The organism is Roseovarius tolerans, assembly GCF_900109855.1.
GTDB classification, from domain to species: domain Bacteria; phylum Pseudomonadota; class Alphaproteobacteria; order Rhodobacterales; family Rhodobacteraceae; genus Roseovarius; species Roseovarius tolerans.
In genome coordinates this window covers 33,889-50,129 of the sequence record NZ_FOBO01000016.1, presented here as the reverse complement: position 1 = coordinate 50,129, position 16,241 = coordinate 33,889, and the positions used below count along the sequence as shown (strand labels likewise).

Below are 16,241 nucleotides of genomic sequence, written 5' to 3'. Positions count from 1 at the left end.
GCGGGGTTGGACCCGCCTACAGGAATCTGGAGTGAGAACGCGCATGAGTAAGGGCAAGTCCCGGGCCACGCTGATCGGTGCCGCCTTGGTGGCTTTGGCGGTGGCCGGATGCGGGGATAAAGAGAGCGTCGAGCGCGGCACGGTGAATTACGAGAATTACACCGCGCAGCAGATTTTCGAGCGCGGAGAATACGATCTCGCGCAGAACGATCCTGCTCTGGCCGCCAAGAGCTTTGCCGAGGTCGAACGGCTTTATCCCTATTCCGATCTCGCCAAACGGGCGGTGATCATGCAGGCCTTTGCCTATCACCGGGACAAGGATTACGAGCAGAGCCGTGCCGCCGCACAGCGCTTTATCGACTTTTACCCGACCGATGAGGACGCGGCCTATGCGCAGTATCTTCTCGCGCTGAGCTATTATGACCAGATCGACGAGGTCGGGCGCGATCAAGGTCTGACCTTTCAGGCGTTGCAGTCTCTGCGTGAGGTGATTGAGCGTTATCCCGACAGTGAATATGCCAATGCCTCGATCCTGAAATTCGATCTTGCCTTCGATCATCTGGCCTCCAAGGAAATGGAGATCGGGCGCTATTACCTCAAGCGCGATCATTTCCCGGCGGCGATCAACAGGTTCCGTGTTGTGGTCGAGGATTTCCAGACCACGACGCATACTGCGGAGGCGTTGCACCGGCTGGTAGAATCCTACCTCTCGCTTGGCCTCGTCGATGAGGCGCGTACTGCAGGGGCCATTCTTGGCCATAACTTCCGCAGCACCGAGTGGTACGAGGACAGCTATAAGCTGTTGACCGGGCGTGGCCTGACGCTTGAGGCGGCGGGTGATAACTGGCTGCGACAGATTTATCGTCAGACGGTTCAGGGGCGCTGGCTGTAAAGGGCGGCGGGGACATACCCTGCCCGACGGGTGGACTGGATGCTGGGCGCGCTTGAAATCCGCGATATGCTGATCATTGACCGGCTTGAACTAAGCTTTCAGCCAGGCCTCAACGTGCTGACCGGTGAAACCGGGGCTGGCAAATCCATCCTTCTGGACAGCCTCGGGTTCGTGCTGGGCTGGCGCGGCCGGGCCGATCTCGTTCGCGCCGGGGCCGAGCGCGGAGAGGTCGTTGCGGTGTTTGATCTCGCCCCTGGTCATCCCGCGCGCGCGGTTCTGGAGGACGCGGGTTTTCCCGACAGCGACGAGTTGATCCTGCGGCGGGTCAACACAGCCGATGGGCGCAAGACCGCCTGGGTCAATGACCGCCGCGCCTCGGGCGAGGTGCTGCGTCGGCTGTCTGAAACGCTGGTGGAATTGCACGGTCAACAGGATGATCGCGGGCTGCTCGACCCCAGAGGTCACCGCGACATGCTCGACACCTACGGCCGCCTTGGGCCTCAGCGTGATGCGGTGCGCGCAGCATGGAGTGCCCGGTCCAAGGCACGCAAGGCATTGGAAGAGGCCGAGATTGAATTGGAAAAAGTGCGTGCTGAGGAGGATTTCCTGCGCCACGCCGTCAAGGAACTCGACGCGCTCGATCCGCAGCCGGGCGAGGAGGCGGAACTGGATATCCGCCGCCGATTGATGCAGGGGGCCGAGCGCATCCGCGAGGATATCGCGCGCGCCGCGACGCTCATTGGTTCGGACGGTGCCGAAGGCGCGGCGGGTGATGCCTTGCGCTGGCTGGAAGGGGTGTCCGATCAGGCGGAAGGTGCGCTCGACGGTCCCGTCGTCGCCCTTGGCCGCGCGCTCGTGGAACTCGACGAAGCTGGGCGCGGGGTGGAGCGTGCGCTTGAGGCGATGAGCTTTGATCCGCTGGAACTGGAGCAGGCCGAGGAGCGTCTCTTCGCCATCCGTGCCCTTGCCCGTAAACATGGGGTGTTGCCCGATGATCTGGGCACCTTTGCCGGAGACCTGCGCGAACAGATCGCAGCACTCGATGCAGGTGATGCCGATCTGGCAAACCTGCGGGCGGCGCTCGAGGCGGCGGGTTGCGCTTACGACACCGAGGCTGGGGTGCTGAACACCGCGCGTCACGCGGCGGCGCACGCGCTTGATAAGGCTGTGATGGAGGAGTTGGCGCCCCTCAAGATGGAGCGCGCGATCTTCACCACCGCCATCAGGCCTGCAGAGCCCGGCCCCACGGGCCGTGACGAGGTGACCTTTACCGTTGCCACCAACCCCGGCGCACCCTCTGGGCCCTTGAACAAGATCGCTTCGGGCGGCGAACTCAGTAGATTTCTTCTGGCCCTCAAGGTCTGTCTGACTGGCACTGACAGCGGCCTTACCATGATCTTCGACGAGATCGACCGGGGCGTCGGCGGGGCCACGGCAGATGCCGTCGGCCGCAGGTTGGCGCAGTTGGCCGATGGCGGTCAGGTTCTGGTGGTCACCCATTCCCCGCAGGTTGCCGCGCGCGGCACGCATCACTGGCGCGTCGAGAAACGTGTTGAGGATGAGATGACACTCTCGACCGTCCGCGCGATGACCGGGCAGGATCGCATCGACGAAGTCGCGCGGATGCTTTCGGGGGACCGGGTCACCGAAGAGGCCCGCGCGGCGGCGCGGGCGTTGATGGCGGGGTAGCAAGCGCGCCAGCCTTACGGCCGTGTAGCGCGCGGGTGCTTCAACCGGGTGACCGCTTCAGACCGTCTTTCACCGTGCACTCTATCTCACGGTTTGCGCCGCTTCGGTGGCGTGCTGCCGCCGAACCCGGCCCGTGACTTGGCCGGTGCGCCTTTGGCTTTGGGTTTACCCGGCTTGCCGGGTTTCCCAGGCTTGCCCGGCGGCATGAAGCGTTTGGAGGTGTCAGCGGCTAGATTGGGTTTGGGTTTGGCCGGGGCGGCAGGGGCCTCGGGGCGCGGCGCGGGTTTGGCCTTCGGCTTGTCAAACGGCTTGGCCCCCGGCTTGCCGGGCTTCTTGTCATAAGCGGGTTTGCCCGGCTTCTTGTCGGCCCATGGCTTTTTCTCCGCCGGTTTAGGCGCATCTGACCGGGGCTTGCGCGCGGGCGTCACCGCGCCGCTCTCGACTGCCTTTTCCAGACGATCAGGCTTGGGGGCCGGTCGAGCGCGCGGTTTGGGCGCGGGGCGGGAGGTGTCCTTGCCACGCGGGGCACGGTCTGGGCGTGGCGCGCGCGTGTCCCGTTCCTCGCGCGGGGCGCGTGGGGCAGGGCCCAGATCGGGGGCGCCGTCGATCTTGCGCGCGGTGATCCCTTCGTCAAGCGCGCCATCTGCTCCGAGCGCGCTTTGAAAACCGGGTACTGCCGCGTCGGACAACTCGACGAAGGTTTCCTTGTCCTGCACCCGGATCGCGCCGATGGCAGATTTGTCCAGGTTTCCGGCGCGGCACAGGAGCGGCAGAAGCCAGCGCGCCTCGGCCCGGTCGCCGGCCCCGACCGAGAGCGCGAACCATGTGCTCGGCCCGAAGGCTGTGCGCTCGCGTGCCGGAGGGGCCGCGTCGGGCGGGCTCAGATCTTCAGGCGCGGACCAGCGGGACTGATAGAGCCGCAGATAGGCGGCGGCGATCTCTTGCGGGCTGTGCAGCGTCAGGAGTTCGTCGGCAAAGGCGGTTTCGGTCTCGGACGGGGCCTCGGACCAGACCGGGTCGGCCAGAAGCCGTGCGCGGTCCTGCGCCTCAATATCCTGTGCTGTGGGCGGGGTGGTCCATTCTGCCGTGATCTTGGCGAATTTCAGCAGGCGTTCGGCCTTCTTTACCGCTTTCACCGGCACGATCAGCGCCGAGACGCCCTTGCGTCCCGCCCGGCCCGTGCGGCCCGAGCGGTGCAGCAGCCCTTCGGAATTCGTGGGCAGTTCGGCATGGATGACCAGATCGAGATTGGGCAAATCAATGCCGCGCGCGGCGACATCGGTGGCGACGCAGACGCGTGCCCGCCCGTCGCGCATCGCCTGAAGCGCATGGGTGCGCTCGGATTGGCTGAGCTCACCCGAGAGCGACACCACGGCAAAGCCGCGATTGGCCAGCCGCGCGGTCAGCCGCGCCACCATGGCGCGGGTATTGGCGAAGACGATGGCATTCTGCGCATTGTGATAGCGCAGCAGGTTGATCACCGCGCCCTCGGCATCCTGCGGGGCAACCCGCAGCGCCTGATAGGCAATATCGCTGTGCTGCTTGCCGCCGCCCAGAGTGGTCACGCGCTGCGCGTCACGCTGGAATTTTTCGGCCAGCTTGGCGATCATCGGCGGCACGGTGGCCGAGAACATCAGCGTGCGCCGCCCCTCGGGGGCCGCTGCCAGCATGAATTCGAGATCCTCGCGAAACCCGAGATCGAGCATTTCGTCGGCCTCGTCCAGCACCACGGCGCGCAGGGACGTCATATCCAGAGCGCGACGGTTGATGTGGTCACACAGCCGCCCCGGCGTGCCCACCACGATATGCGCGCCTCGCTCCAGCGCGCGCCGCTCGTCGCGGGCATCCATGCCGCCCACACAGGACACCAGCCGCGCGCCGGTTTCGGCATAGAGCCAGCTCAGCTCTCGCATCACCTGGAGCGCCAGTTCCCGCGTGGGTGCCACGATCAGCGCAAGCGGCGCGGCGGCAGGGGGCAGCCGGGGCTCATCCCCCATCAGCGTCGAAGCGATGGCGAGGCCGAAGCCGACCGTCTTGCCCGAGCCGGTCTGCGCCGAAACCAGAAGGTCGGCCTGCCCGAGGGCTGCATCGGTCACGGCTTCCTGAACGGGGGTGAGCGTGTCATAGCCGCGTGCGGCAAGAGCGGAGGAAAGTGTCTGGGGGATCATCAGAGAAAAGGGCCTTGAGCATGAGTCGTGCGCCCGTGGCGCAAGCCGCGACGCATAACTGAGCCGCGCGCCAATGTATATCGCAAATCGCCCCCCTTGTAGACCCCGCGCGAATACGCCACCTTGCTGGCAATCCCGAAATGCGAACAGGAGTGCAGAGCATGCCCGTCAAGAACCGTTTTGCCGAATTGCATGGCGACATCACCGAATGGCGACGCGATATCCACGCCCATCCCGAGATCCTTTATGAGACGCACCGCACCAGCGCGCTGGTCGCTGAAAAGCTGGGGGCGTTTGGCTGTGACGAGGTCGTGACCGGCATCGGGCGCACCGGCGTGGTGGGGGTGATCAAGGGCAAGGCGACCGGCTCGGGCAAGGTGATCGGGCTGCGCGCCGATATGGACGCGCTGCCCATCCACGAGGCGACCGGAGTCGACTATGCCTCCAAGACCCCCGGCGCGATGCATGCCTGCGGGCATGACGGGCATACCGCGATGCTGCTTGGTGCCGCGCGCTATCTGGCCGAGACACGTAATTTCGACGGCACCGTCGTGGTGATCTTCCAGCCCGCCGAAGAGGGCGGCGCCGGCGGCAAGGCGATGTGCGACGATGGCATGATGGAGCGTTTTGGCATTCAGGAGGTCTACGGCATGCACAATTGGCCGGGCCGTCCGGTGGGTAGCTTTGCCATCCGTCCCGGCGCGTTTTTCGCCGCGACCGATCAGTTCGATATCGAAATCACCGGCAAGGGCGGCCACGCCGCCAAGCCGCAGGAGACGGTCGACCCCACGGTGATGGCCGCGCATATGGTGACGATGTTGCAGACCATCGCCAGCCGCAATGCCGACCCGGTAGATCAGGTCGTGGTCTCGGTCACCTCATTCCAGACCTCTTCGAACGCGTTCAACGTGATCCCGCAATCGGTGCATTTGCGCGGCACGGTGCGCACGATGAGCCCGGAGATGCGCGATCTGGCCGAGAGCCGCCTGCGCGCGATTTCCGAGCATGTCGCGGCGGGCTTTGGCGGGCAGGCCGAGGTGACCTATCATCGAGGCTATCCGGTGATGGTCAATCACGAGGAGCAGACCGATTTTGCCGCCTCGGTCGCGGCCAAGGTGAGCGGCGCGTGTTCCGAGGCCCCGCTGGTGATGGGCGGCGAGGATTTCGCCTTCATGCTGGAAGAACGCCCCGGGGCCTATATCCTTGTTGGCAATGGTGACACGGCGATGGTGCACAACCCCGACTACAACTTCAACGACGACGCCATTCCGGCCGGGTGCAGCTGGTGGGCGGGTATTGTCGAAGAGCGCATGCCAGCCTGAACGTGCCAAGGTAGCTGCGTGTTTATGGAAAGATGAAGCAGGGGCGGGGTATCATCCCGCCCCTTTTTTGTATCAGCTCGATGTGGGCACGCAAGTATTGGTCGCGCTATCCCAGATGGAGCCTTGGGCGCAGGAAAACGCCTGCTTCTCCTTGCCGTAACTGCAGGCCGCCATGGCCAGTGACGGCATCGCGACGAGGGCGAGGGCGGCAAGTCCGAATTTCAACTTCATGATATGTCTCCCTGTTGGACAGGGTCATATTATATCACGATTCCCCGAAAACCCGGCCAAATATCGTGTCGACATGCTTGGTGTGATAGGACAAGTCGAATTTTTCATCAATTTGCGCAGGTGACAGCGCCGCCGTGACTTCCGTGTCATTCAGCAACTCGGTCTTGAAGTCGCAGCCCGTCTCCCAGACCTTGAGCGCGTTGCGCTGTACGAGGCGGTAGGCGTCCTCGCGGCTGACACCGGCCTGCGTAAGGGCCAGAAGCACCCGTTGGCTCATTACGAGTCCGGGGAATTTGTTCATGTTGGCCAGCATGTTGTCGGGATAGACGATCAGCTTGTCGATGACATTGGTCAGCCGCGCGAGGGCGAAATCGAGGGTGATCGTGGCATCGGGGCCGATATTGCGCTCGACCGAGGAATGCGAGATGTCGCGCTCGTGCCAAAGCGCCACGTTTTCCATTGCGGGCACCACAGTCATGCGCACGAGGCGGGCAAGCCCCGTCAGGTTCTCGGTCAGCACCGGGTTCTTCTTGTGCGGCATCGCCGACGAGCCCTTTTGCCCCATCGAGAAGAATTCTGCCGCCTCCAGCACCTCGGTGCGCTGCATGTGGCGGATTTCGGTGGCGACGTTCTCGATGCTGCTGGCCACGACGCCAAGCGCGGCGAAAAAGGCCGCGTGGCGGTCGCGCGGGATGACCTGCGTGCTGATCGGTTCGGGCGCGAGGCCAAGCTGCGCGCAGACATGTTCCTCAACCCGCGGATCGACATTGGCGAAAGTGCCCACGGCGCCCGAGATGGCCCCGGTCGCGATCTCGTCGCGCGCGGTGCGCAGGCGGGTGAGGTTGCGGTCCATCTCGGCGTAGAAGCGCGCGAAGGTCAGCCCCATCGTGGTCGGCTCGGCATGGATGCCGTGGCTGCGCCCGATGCGGATTGTGTCCTTGTGCTCGAACGCGCGGCGTTTCAATGCCGCGAGCAATCCCTCCATATCCGCGATCAGGATATCGGCGGCCCGCGTCAGCTGAATGTTGAAACAGGTGTCGAGCACGTCCGACGAGGTCATGCCCTGATGCACGAACCGGGCCTCGTCGCTGCCCACATGCTCGGCCAGGTGAGTGAGAAAGGCGATCACGTCATGCTTGGTCTCGGCCTCGATCTCGTCGATGCGGGCAACGTCGAACTCCACAGCCTTGGCTTTCCAGACGGCTTCGGCGTTCTCGCGCGGGATCACGCCCAGATCGGCCATGGCGTCGCAGGCATGCGCCTCGATCTCGTACCAGATGCGGAATTTGGTGGCGGGCTCCCAGATGGCGACCATATCGGGGCGGGAATAGCGGGGAATCATCGGCGGTCCTTGCAGATTGGTATGGAAAGCGGTTGAGCGCGCTTGTAGTGGCTAAGGGACAGCACGGCAAGGCGGGGGCAAGCGGCGCATGCGGCCAAGGCGATTGCAGGATTTCGAGGGGGCGTGGGGTTTCACCCGCGAAGTGGTCGAGGCAGATGGGCGCAGGGCCACCGTTACGGGGCGCGCGCTCTGGATGTCTGATGACGCGGGGCTGGCCTATACCGAGACCGGCGAGATGCGGATCGAGGGCCATGCGCCGATGCAGGTGGAGCGGCGGTATCATTGGGGCAGCGATCTGGCGGTGACTTTCGAGGATGGGAGGTTTTTCCATCATGTGCCACCCGAGGGCGGCGAGACTGCGCATTGGTGCGACCCGGATCAGTATGATGGCTTCTATGATTTTGGCAATTGGCCGGAGTTCACCGTGACATGGCGGGTGCACGGCCCGCGCAAGGATTACCGCATGGTGACACGCTACAGATCGGAGGCAGAATGACGGAGATATTGCAGAAACGCCTGCCCTATGACGTGGAGGCCAAGCGCCCGCTGCCGGGGATCGCGCCGCTTGATATGGCGGAGTGGCTGTTGGTGGACGAGGCATTCGGCGCGCAAATGGCCGAACGTGCGCGGTTATTGTCGGAGCGGCGCGATGATGTACTGGCCGTGACCGACGGGGCGTGGCCTGCGACGGCCGAGCTTTTGCAATATGTGCTGGATTGGCTGGCAGAGAATGCTGTGGGCTACGTCATTTCCGCAAAAGAGGTGCGGCGGCCCGATGGTGTGACCGTGCCCATCGACCGCGATGATCCGATGGGCACGCTGGGGCATCTGGTGCAGGAGGATCTGTGCCTGCTGGAAAAGCGTGGCGATGAGCATGTTCTGAGCGCGGCGGTGCTGTGTTTTCCGGCAAGCTGGCGGCTGGCTGAAAAGATCGGCCGCCCCCTGACCGGGATTCATGTGCCGGTACCCGAATATGACGACGGCATCGCGCGGCGGGTGCAGCGGCTTTTTGACGGCGTGCAGCCAGGCCGCCCGCTCTGGCGGTTCAACGCGCTCAACTATGCTGATGCGGTGCTACACCAACCGCGCTCTCGCGTGCAGCCGAGCGAGACCGCGGACTTGCCCTATCTGCGGACCGAGCGGCAATGTGTGCTGCGCCTTCCCGAGACGCGGGCCTGTGTCTTCTCGATCCATAGTTACGTTCTGGCGCGGTGAAAAAGGGGCAAGTGTTGGCCTGATGCTGCCTATGAATGGCCGCCAGAAGGGCTGCTTCATTCGGGTGACCCCAAGGGTTGCGCCGGGTTCAACAAGGGTCGCACGCTGAACGGATAGGGCGCGGATGCATCGACCGTGACCGCGACCGCATGCATATGCGCGGCCCCGAAGGTCTCCAGCGCCATGATCCCCGGCGCCCTTTTGGGAAAGGGTCGAAACATCCGGAACCGGTGGCTGTCGCCATAGGTCAGCAGGACCGGACGAGCGAAGCGGTTGGCCTCCTCAATGAGCAGTTCCGCAAAACGGGCGAAACCGGAATGACGCAGAAAGGCCTCGGCATTCCATGGCGGGCCAAAGCCGAATTCGAACATGTCTCCGTGAATGGCGAGAATGAAGGCTCCCGCCCCGGCCTCTTGCGCGGCGGCAAAGGCGGAGGTCAGCCATGCTCGGTTGGCGGCATCCCGGGCAAGCGCCTCAAGTGCTGTTTCCGCGTCATGGGGTTCAAACCCGTTATTGGAGCCGACAATATGCGCGGTCACCACCATCGCGCCCTGCAGCATCAGGCGGGCGTTCTCGGGATAGCCGGCCTCGGCTTGGCTATCGACGGGCAACGGGCGGGAACCCAGGCTCTGGCCGGGTGTGGCAAAATAGGTGCTGCGGATATGGGCGAGGCGTTCGCGCGGATCGAAGCCACCGGCCCGCGCACTATGACAATCGGTCCATTCATTGTCGCCGGGTGTGTAGAGTACGGGCGCGGTAATCCGCTGCATGTAATCGAGTTGTTCTGCCAGTACTGCGTTGGTGCAGGGGCTACCGCCGGACTTGGTGTCGCCCACATGGATAACGAGATCGGGTGTGGTTTCGTTGATCCGTTCAATAAGCGCCTCAAAAGGCGGGTAGCTGGCCTCGGGCGGGCCATAGGGCATGTCGCCGAGGATGACCAGATCGAAAGGCTGCGCGGCCGCCATGTGCGGAAGGGCGAAAACGGCAGCGGCGAGTAGCGCGGCTTTGAGCATGCGGACCCTCGGCGGTCTGTGAAGAATTCGCCTAGTAGCATATCCGCTGGTTGCGACAGTTCAATGTCGGTTGCGCAACCGCGCCCGTCTAGCCAAGCAGCAGCGGCTGCGCCTCGCGCAGCGTGGTGTATGTCAGCAGCGCGGCCCCTACTGGCGGCGCATGGATGAAAAGCGTCAAACCGAAGGTGATGATTGTCAGTCGCATGGGCACAGAGGCCTGTGGCGGATGTCTGCGCGCCTCGTTAGCATCCATTGCCCCGTCGGACCAGTCTTCTCCTTTCGGTTGGCGGGGTTTCTTGCGGGTGCTGGCCTTCGCGGTCTTGGGTGCGGTCGCCGATAACAGTTCGAAAGTCCTGTCCAGCAGGGCCGAGCCGATCGGTTGTGCGGCAGGGCCGGTCAGCTCTGCGTCATAGGGCAGGTAATCGCGTACCCGCTCGACCGCCCGGCGCAACAGCATCTCATAGGCTGAGGGATCAAGCGTGGCGCGGGCCCTGCGCCCCGGCGGGCCGACGGCGATCACCAGATAATGCGGGCGCTGCGCGCGTTCCGGTGGCAACCAGCCAAGGGCGATGCGCACGGATTCGCGGTCGATGATCGCCACATCCTCGCCATCCCATGTCAAACGGCGCACCTGCGTCGCCAATGCATGCGAGGCGATGTCGAATTCCTCGACGATATCCGGGAACTCCATCTCGGGTGGATGGTGATATTCCAAGGCGGCGATTTCGCCGAAGTTCTGCTTGTTCATGTCATGCCTCGATTATCGTTGGGTCTTTTAAACCGCACGTATTTGGCACTCTGAAACCAGTGGCCGGGCGCACATACATGCCCGACCTGTGTTGTGGGGATCAGCCCCCGTCGATCCGCGCCGCCATCAGGGCGATGGCCTGCTGGTAGACGGTGGCCGCATTCCATTGCTCGATGACTGCGAAGTTGGGCTCGCCCTGACGGTATCCCGCACCGGGGCGCCATCCCTTCTGCCGCAGGAAGTACGCGGTGGAGGCCATGGCATCGGTCAGGTTGTAGAGATCGACACGCCTGTCGCCATTGCCATCGACGCCGAAAGCCAATGCATTGCCGGGCAGGAATTGCGTGTGGCCCAACTCGCCATGTCGCGCGCCCTTTGTCTGGCCCGTGATCGACCCGCGATCCACCAGCTTGAGCGCGCCGATGGCATGCGGACGAAAAAAGTCAGAGCGGCGGCAATCATAGGTCAGCGTGACGATAGCCGAGACCACCGAGGTGTCGCCCATGAAGCCCCCAAAACCAGTCTCCATGCCGTGAATCGCGATGAGAACCCCGGAGGGCACGCCATATTGCCGCTCGAGCGCATCATAGAAGGCCGCGTCGCGGGCGCGCCGCTTGCGGCCCTGCGCCACGATGGTGTCGGCCCCGCGCACCTGCATGAACTTCTCCAGGCTATAGCGAAAGCTTTTCTGATTGCGATCCGCCGCGATGGTACGGGTTGCGTAGCGCGCGCCCTGCAACGCCTCCAGCCCGCGCGGCCCCACGCCCTCGGCGGCGGCCTCACGGGCGAACGCTGCCTTCCAGTTCTCGAAGCCCTGGCCTGTATTGCCGCAGGGGGCGGCCAGTGCGGTCGATCCCCCCATCAGGCAAAACCCGAGCCCGAGGCCCTGAACGACGCGGCGGATCATAGCGGTCTTCAGCATCCGAATTCTCCCAAACAGACTGTGTTCGGGGTGCAGCATACCGCGCCCGTGGCACATCACAAAGCGGCATGAGGCCCCTGGATGGGTCATGTTCCGATGCCCTGCACGATCTCTAGAACCTCTGCCACTGCGCCATGTGCCTGAAGGGCCATGAACATGCCGGTGAGGGCGGCGGTATGCGAGGCAAGCCGAAGGTTCTCTCCGCGCAAGAGGTTGAACACTGTCAGGGCTGCGGCCACCGGCAGGGCAAAGAGCCCAAGCGTGATCGTCATCATCCAGACGCTCAGTCGCAATGGTGCCGTTGGCTCGCGAATCCCTTCACCGGGATCGTCGACCTCTTCGGGCTCCGGGTCGCAGAACGCTGCGTGCAGTGCGCGCAGGCGCGCTTCATCCGCTTCGCTGTAATCTCCCGCACCGGGAATGCTGTGTTGTAGCCCGGAATAGGCGGTTTCGACATCCGGCAGGCGCTCTCGTCCGGGGCGCCTGCGAGCGCGCCGTGTTTCCGCGTCCTGTGGCGGGCTGATGGCGGCGCGGAATTCGGCCCGTGTCAACAGCGCGTCCGGCTCTGTCCATTGCACGAAGTCGGGTGCAAGTGGCACATGCAGGGCCGCAAGTGTCTGCGCCAAGACCGTCTGCGATGCTTCCGGATCGGTCCAGAGCGGGCCGTCTTCGCGCATCAGCGTCAGGCCGATATAGTGATCCGCCGGCAAATCCAGTTTCGGGATATGCCGCTTGCGTTCGATCGTGACGCGCAGGTCGAAGTCGCGCGTTCGCAAGACTGCCGCCTCTTCTGAAAGACATCGCTGCGCGGTCAATTCCACGCCGATTTGGTCCAGCGTGTGCGCGATCCGCTTGGTGATCGCAGTGATGTCGAGTGCTCTCATACCGAGAAATACTAGCCCTGCCGTAACCTTGTGAGTGGTATGGGTCATGGTCGGGTCCATTCGTGTTTTCACACTCATAAGTTGACCCAAGAAAACGGAACCAGTTTGTTTCAAATGAGGATACATTGGGGCAATCCTTACTTTTTGGTGGTTTTGGTTCCTGAACGGCAACGATGGCACCGAACTGAAAAAAGGCGCCCCCGGATGGGGACGCCTTCTTGGTTAGCATGGTGGCCGCTAGTGACCGACCGGCCGCCTCAGCAGCTATAGTACATCAGGAATTCAACCGGGTGCGGCGTGTGCTCATAAAGTTCGAGTTCTTCCATCTTCAGGTCGATATAGCCGTCGATCTGGTCCTTGGTGAAGACGTCACCGGCCAGCAGGAACGAATGATCCGCCTTCAGCGCATCCAGCGCCTCGCGCAGGGACCCGCAGACGGTGGGAATTCCCTCAAGCTCTTCGGCGGGCAGGTCGTAGAGGTTCTTGTCCATGGCCTCGCCCGGGTCGATTTTCGACTTGATACCGTCGAGACCCGCCATAAGCAGCGCGGCAAAGCACAGGTAGGGATTCGCCGACGGATCGGGGAAACGCGCTTCGACGCGCTTGGCCTTGGGGCTCTCGGTCCACGGGATACGCACGCAGCCCGAGCGGTTGCGGGCTGAATAAGCGCGCAGCACAGGGGCTTCGAAGCCGGGGATCAGACGCTTGTAGCTGTTGGTCGACGGGTTGGTGAAGGCATTGAGCGTTTTCGCGTGCTTCAGGATGCCGCCGATAAACCACAGCGCTTCCTGACTCAGATCTGCATACTTGTCACCGGCAAAGAGCGGCTTGCCGTCCTTCCAGATCGACATGTTGACATGCATGCCGGTGCCGTTGTCGCCATAGATCGGCTTGGGCATGAAGGTCGCGGTCTTGCCATAGGCCTGCGCCACGTTGTGGATGACATACTTGTATTTCTGAAGCTCGTCGGCCTGCTCGGTCAGCGTGCCGAAGATCAGACCCAACTCGTGCTGGCACGAGGCCACCTCGTGGTGGTGCTTGTCGACCTTCATGCCGAGGCGCTTCATCGTGGACAGCATTTCCGAACGGATGTCCTGACCGTCGTCGATCGGGTTCACCGGGAAATAGCCACCCTTGACGCCGGGACGATGGCCGGTATTGCCCATCTCATATTCGGTGTCGGTGTTCCAGGATGCGTCGAGCGCGTCGACCTCATAGGACACCTTGTTGATCGAGTTCGAGACGCGCACATCGTCGAACAGGAAAAATTCCGCCTCAGGGCCCCAATAGGACACATCGCCGATACCTGATGCCTTCAGATAGGCCTCGGCCTTTTCGGCAGTGCCGCGCGGATCGCGGTTGTAGGGTTCACCGGTATCGGGCTCGACAACCGAACAATGGATGCAAAGCGTCTTTTCGGCGTAGAACGGATCGACATAGGCGCTGTCGAATGCTGGCATCAGCTTCATGTCCGATGCTTCGATCGACTTCCATCCTGCGATGGAGGAGCCGTCGAACATGAATCCTTCATCGAGGAAGTCCTCGTCGACCTGATCGGCCATCACCGTCACATGCTGCAGCTTGCCGCGCGGGTCAGTGAAGCGGATATCGACATACTCGATATCCTCGTCCTTGATCTGCTTGAGAATCGCGTCTTTGCTCATTCTCTTTTTCCTTTTCTTGCTGGGAAATGGGTTAGAGCGCGTCCGGACCGTGCTCGCCGGTGCGGATGCGGATCGCCTGTTCGACGGGGCTGACGAAAATCTTGCCGTCGCCGATCTTGTCGGTCTTCGCGGCGTCGATGATCGCCTCGATGGCGGCATCGACCTGATCGTCGTCGAGTACGACGTCGATCTTCACCTTGGGTAGGAAATCCACCACGTATTCGGCTCCGCGATAAAGTTCGGTATGGCCCTTCTGGCGACCGAACCCCTTGACCTCGATCACCGAAAGGCCCTGAATACCAGCTTCCTGCAACGCTTCCTTCACTTCGTCGAGTTTGAAGGGCTTGATGATCGCTTCGATCTTTTTCATGGGCGCGGGCCTCCTCGGCTGTCGTTTCGCAACGTGCAGACCACTTCTCAGCGGGGGGCTCAATCGGTTACGGTTGCAACTGGCAGGTTCCAGGCGTCGCCGGATGTGTTTTGCCTAATAATTATGCATATCGCCTCATTTTGAGGCGAAAATGAATCACTAGAGGTCAGGTATTGCTCGAAATCCTCACAGCCGCGCAAATGCGCGCCATCGAACAGGCGGCAATCGAGTCGGGTACGGTCACCGGGCTGGAACTGATGGAGCGCGCCGGGCGCGGCGTGGTCGAGGCAGTGTTCGAGGAATGGCCGGAACTTGCCAAGGCGCCGTACAGGGCGGTTGTGTTGTGCGGGCCGGGAAATAATGGCGGCGACGGATTTGTGGTGGCGCGGCTGCTGAAGGAATGGGGTTGGGAGGTAGAGGTGTATCTCTACGGTGAGCCTGCCAAGCTGTCGCGCGATGCGAAGGTGAACTACGAGAAATGGCTAGAGATGGGTGAGGTGGCAACGTTGACCGCCACGCTTGAGCCTTCGATGCGCAAGCCGTCACTGGTCGTCGATGCGATCTTTGGCACGGGTCTCACTCGCCCGGTGCGGGGTCTTGGAGGCGTGCTTCTGGATTTGTGCGACAGCCGTGGCTGGGGCGCGCATATCACCGAAGGTGACAGGCTGGACTGGACCCCGGTGATCGTGTCGGTCGATCTGCCAAGCGGTCTGTGCAGCGATAGCGGCAGGGTATTGGCGTCCGAGGAGTTCACTGGTCTTCCCGATCGTTTGGAAGCAGCAAGCGTGCACAGTGATCTGACGGTGAGCTTTCATTGCCTCAAGTTGGGCCATGTGTTGCAGGACGGTCCCATTGCCTGCGGCAAGGTCGTAGTCAAGGACATAGGCCTGAGGCACCGGGCCGGGCCGGAGATTGTGAACGCTGTGGCATGCCAAACGCTGCGCGCCGTCGCGAAGCGCGCGGGTCATAAGTATTCCCACGGCCACGCGCTTATCCTGTCCGGCGGTGCGGGCAAGGCCGGTGCCGCGCGGTTGGCGGCGCGCGGCGCGCTGCGGGTCGGGGCGGGGGTGGTGACGCTTGGCGTGCCGGGGGCGGCACAGATGGAGGTGGCGACGCAGATCACCGCGTTGATGCTGCGACGGGTTGACGATGGCGTAGCCCTTGCTGAGGTGCTTGAGGACACCCGGATCAATGCGCTGTGTCTGGGACCGGGCATGGGCGTGGAGCGCGCGCGGGATTTGGTGCCCGTCGCGCTTGGCGGGAATGGCCCCCGTCCGACGGTTCTGGACGCCGATGCTCTGACCGCTTTCGAGGACGCGCCGGAGACGCTCTTTGATATGCTTCACGAGAACTGTGTGTTGACGCCCCATGGTGGGGAATTCGCCCGCCTGTTCCCGGATATCGCTGAAAAGCTGAACGCCCCGGCCACAAAGGGCCCGGCCTATTCCAAGGTGGATGCCACCCGAGAGGCGGCCAAAAGGGCGGGCTGCGTGGTGCTGTTCAAAGGCCCCGATACGGTGATCGCCGCGCCTGACGGGCGATGCAGCATCAACTCCGCGCAGTATGAGCGCGCAGCACCTTGGCTTGCCACTGCGGGATCGGGCGACGTTCTGGCAGGGTTCATCACTGGACTGTTGGCGCGGGGGCTCAATCCGATGCAGGCGGCTGAAACTGCGGCCTGGCTGCATGTCGAATGCGCGCGCTCCTTTGGTCCCGGCTTGATCGCCGAGGACTTGCCCGAGGAACTGCCATCGGTCTTGCGCGCGCTCGGGGCCTGA

15 protein-coding genes are annotated in these 16,241 nt (G+C 63.2%); 6 read left to right on the top strand and 9 right to left on the bottom strand.

Annotated elements, in window-relative coordinates; genetic code table 11:
* Positions 1-43 precede the first annotated feature (43 nt).
* Together BMX04_RS14815 and recN are read left to right on the top strand one after the other, a co-directional pair.
* Positions 44-892, top strand: a complete 849-nt coding sequence (locus tag BMX04_RS14815; RefSeq protein ID WP_050662756.1) for an outer membrane protein assembly factor BamD — start codon at positions 44-46, stop codon at positions 890-892.
* Between the two features lie 39 nt (positions 893-931).
* Positions 932-2,581 carry a DNA repair protein RecN gene (gene recN, locus BMX04_RS14810; protein ID WP_074787691.1) on the top strand — a complete coding sequence of 550 codons (1,650 nt, stop codon included), beginning with the start codon at positions 932-934 and terminating at the stop codon, positions 2,579-2,581.
* Positions 2,582-2,667: 86 nt separating this feature from the next.
* Here recN and BMX04_RS14805 read toward each other — a convergent pair whose 3' ends face one another.
* Positions 2,668-4,749, bottom strand: coding sequence for a DEAD/DEAH box helicase (locus BMX04_RS14805; protein ID WP_074787690.1), 2,082 nt, complete (start codon positions 4,747-4,749; stop codon positions 2,668-2,670).
* A 161-nt stretch (positions 4,750-4,910) separates the two neighbouring features.
* On the opposite strand from BMX04_RS14805, the gene BMX04_RS14800 reads away from it, so the two are divergent.
* Positions 4,911-6,071, top strand: coding sequence for a M20 aminoacylase family protein (locus BMX04_RS14800; RefSeq protein WP_074787689.1), 1,161 nt, complete (start codon positions 4,911-4,913; stop codon positions 6,069-6,071).
* Positions 6,072-6,143: 72 nt separating this feature from the next.
* Here BMX04_RS14800 and BMX04_RS19475 read toward each other — a convergent pair whose 3' ends face one another.
* Positions 6,144-6,302, bottom strand: a complete 159-nt coding sequence (locus BMX04_RS19475; protein WP_175477381.1) for a chitin-binding domain-containing protein — start codon at positions 6,300-6,302, stop codon at positions 6,144-6,146.
* A 34-nt stretch (positions 6,303-6,336) separates the two neighbouring features.
* Positions 6,337-7,644 (bottom strand): adenylosuccinate lyase, encoded by a 1,308-nt coding sequence (gene purB, locus BMX04_RS14795; RefSeq protein WP_074787688.1) that lies wholly within the window; start codon positions 7,642-7,644, stop codon positions 6,337-6,339.
* Between the two features lie 88 nt (positions 7,645-7,732).
* Here purB and BMX04_RS14790 point away from each other — a divergent pair, with 88 nt between their 5' ends.
* Positions 7,733-8,140, top strand: a complete 408-nt coding sequence (locus BMX04_RS14790) for a DUF6314 family protein (protein ID WP_074787687.1) — start codon at positions 7,733-7,735, stop codon at positions 8,138-8,140.
* A complete protein-coding gene (locus BMX04_RS14785; RefSeq protein WP_074787686.1) occupies positions 8,137-8,859 on the top strand; it encodes a heme-dependent oxidative N-demethylase family protein in 723 nt (240 codons plus the stop codon). Before BMX04_RS14790 ends, BMX04_RS14785 begins: the two co-directional genes overlap by 4 nt.
* 56 nt (positions 8,860-8,915) lie before the next feature.
* Here the strand turns inward: BMX04_RS14785 and BMX04_RS14780 are convergent, their stop codons facing one another.
* From BMX04_RS14780 to BMX04_RS14755, 6 genes are all read right to left on the bottom strand, one after another.
* Positions 8,916-9,875 carry a metallophosphoesterase gene (locus BMX04_RS14780; RefSeq protein ID WP_074787685.1) on the bottom strand — a complete coding sequence of 320 codons (960 nt, stop codon included), beginning with the start codon at positions 9,873-9,875 and terminating at the stop codon, positions 8,916-8,918.
* 88 nt (positions 9,876-9,963) lie between these two features.
* Positions 9,964-10,623: a hypothetical protein gene (locus BMX04_RS14775; protein ID WP_074787684.1), complete on the bottom strand. Its 660-nt coding sequence runs from the start codon at positions 10,621-10,623 to the stop codon at positions 9,964-9,966.
* 100 nt (positions 10,624-10,723) lie between these two features.
* Complete coding sequence (locus BMX04_RS14770) at positions 10,724-11,530, bottom strand: lytic murein transglycosylase (protein WP_083398206.1); 807 nt, start codon at positions 11,528-11,530, stop codon at positions 10,724-10,726.
* A gap of 101 nt (positions 11,531-11,631) precedes the next feature.
* A complete protein-coding gene (locus BMX04_RS14765) occupies positions 11,632-12,507 on the bottom strand; it encodes a hypothetical protein (RefSeq protein WP_217644500.1) in 876 nt (291 codons plus the stop codon).
* A gap of 179 nt (positions 12,508-12,686) precedes the next feature.
* The gene (gene glnA / locus BMX04_RS14760) at positions 12,687-14,093 is read right to left on the bottom strand and encodes a type I glutamate--ammonia ligase (RefSeq protein WP_074787682.1); all 1,407 of its coding nucleotides are present in this window, start codon (positions 14,091-14,093) and stop codon (positions 12,687-12,689) included.
* A 31-nt stretch (positions 14,094-14,124) separates the two neighbouring features.
* The gene (locus BMX04_RS14755; protein ID WP_050662767.1) at positions 14,125-14,463 is read right to left on the bottom strand and encodes a P-II family nitrogen regulator; all 339 of its coding nucleotides are present in this window, start codon (positions 14,461-14,463) and stop codon (positions 14,125-14,127) included.
* A 200-nt stretch (positions 14,464-14,663) separates the two neighbouring features.
* Between BMX04_RS14755 and BMX04_RS14750 the strand changes: the two genes are divergently transcribed.
* Positions 14,664-16,241, top strand: coding sequence for an NAD(P)H-hydrate dehydratase (locus BMX04_RS14750; RefSeq protein WP_244888565.1), 1,578 nt, complete (start codon positions 14,664-14,666; stop codon positions 16,239-16,241).

Bases quoted from the DNA above. Each gene is read 5' to 3' on its own strand.
- BMX04_RS14765 (WP_217644500.1), bottom strand. From the start codon at position 12,507: ATGAGTGTGAAAACACGAATGGACCCGACCATGACCCATACCACTCAC.
- BMX04_RS14780 (WP_074787685.1), bottom strand. From the start codon at position 9,875: ATGCTCAAAGCCGCGCTACTCGCCGCTGCCGTTTTCGCCCTTCCGCAC.
- BMX04_RS14750 (WP_244888565.1), top strand. From the start codon at position 14,664: ATGCGCGCCATCGAACAGGCGGCAATCGAGTCGGGTACGGTCACCGGG.
- BMX04_RS14775 (WP_074787684.1), bottom strand. From the start codon at position 10,623: ATGAACAAGCAGAACTTCGGCGAAATCGCCGCCTTGGAATATCACCAT.
- BMX04_RS14755 (WP_050662767.1), bottom strand. From the start codon at position 14,463: ATGAAAAAGATCGAAGCGATCATCAAGCCCTTCAAACTCGACGAAGTG.
- BMX04_RS14805 (WP_074787690.1), bottom strand. From the start codon at position 4,749: ATGATCCCCCAGACACTTTCCTCCGCTCTTGCCGCACGCGGCTATGAC.
- BMX04_RS14770 (WP_083398206.1), bottom strand. From the start codon at position 11,530: ATGATCCGCCGCGTCGTTCAGGGCCTCGGGCTCGGGTTTTGCCTGATG.
- BMX04_RS14815 (WP_050662756.1), top strand. From the start codon at position 44: ATGAGTAAGGGCAAGTCCCGGGCCACGCTGATCGGTGCCGCCTTGGTG.
- BMX04_RS14800 (WP_074787689.1), top strand. From the start codon at position 4,911: ATGCCCGTCAAGAACCGTTTTGCCGAATTGCATGGCGACATCACCGAA.
- BMX04_RS14790 (WP_074787687.1), top strand. From the start codon at position 7,733: ATGCGGCCAAGGCGATTGCAGGATTTCGAGGGGGCGTGGGGTTTCACC.
- purB (WP_074787688.1), bottom strand. From the start codon at position 7,644: ATGATTCCCCGCTATTCCCGCCCCGATATGGTCGCCATCTGGGAGCCC.
- recN (WP_074787691.1), top strand. From the start codon at position 932: ATGCTGGGCGCGCTTGAAATCCGCGATATGCTGATCATTGACCGGCTT.
- glnA (WP_074787682.1), bottom strand. From the start codon at position 14,093: ATGAGCAAAGACGCGATTCTCAAGCAGATCAAGGACGAGGATATCGAG.
- BMX04_RS14785 (WP_074787686.1), top strand. From the start codon at position 8,137: ATGACGGAGATATTGCAGAAACGCCTGCCCTATGACGTGGAGGCCAAG.
- BMX04_RS19475 (WP_175477381.1), bottom strand. From the start codon at position 6,302: ATGAAGTTGAAATTCGGACTTGCCGCCCTCGCCCTCGTCGCGATGCCG.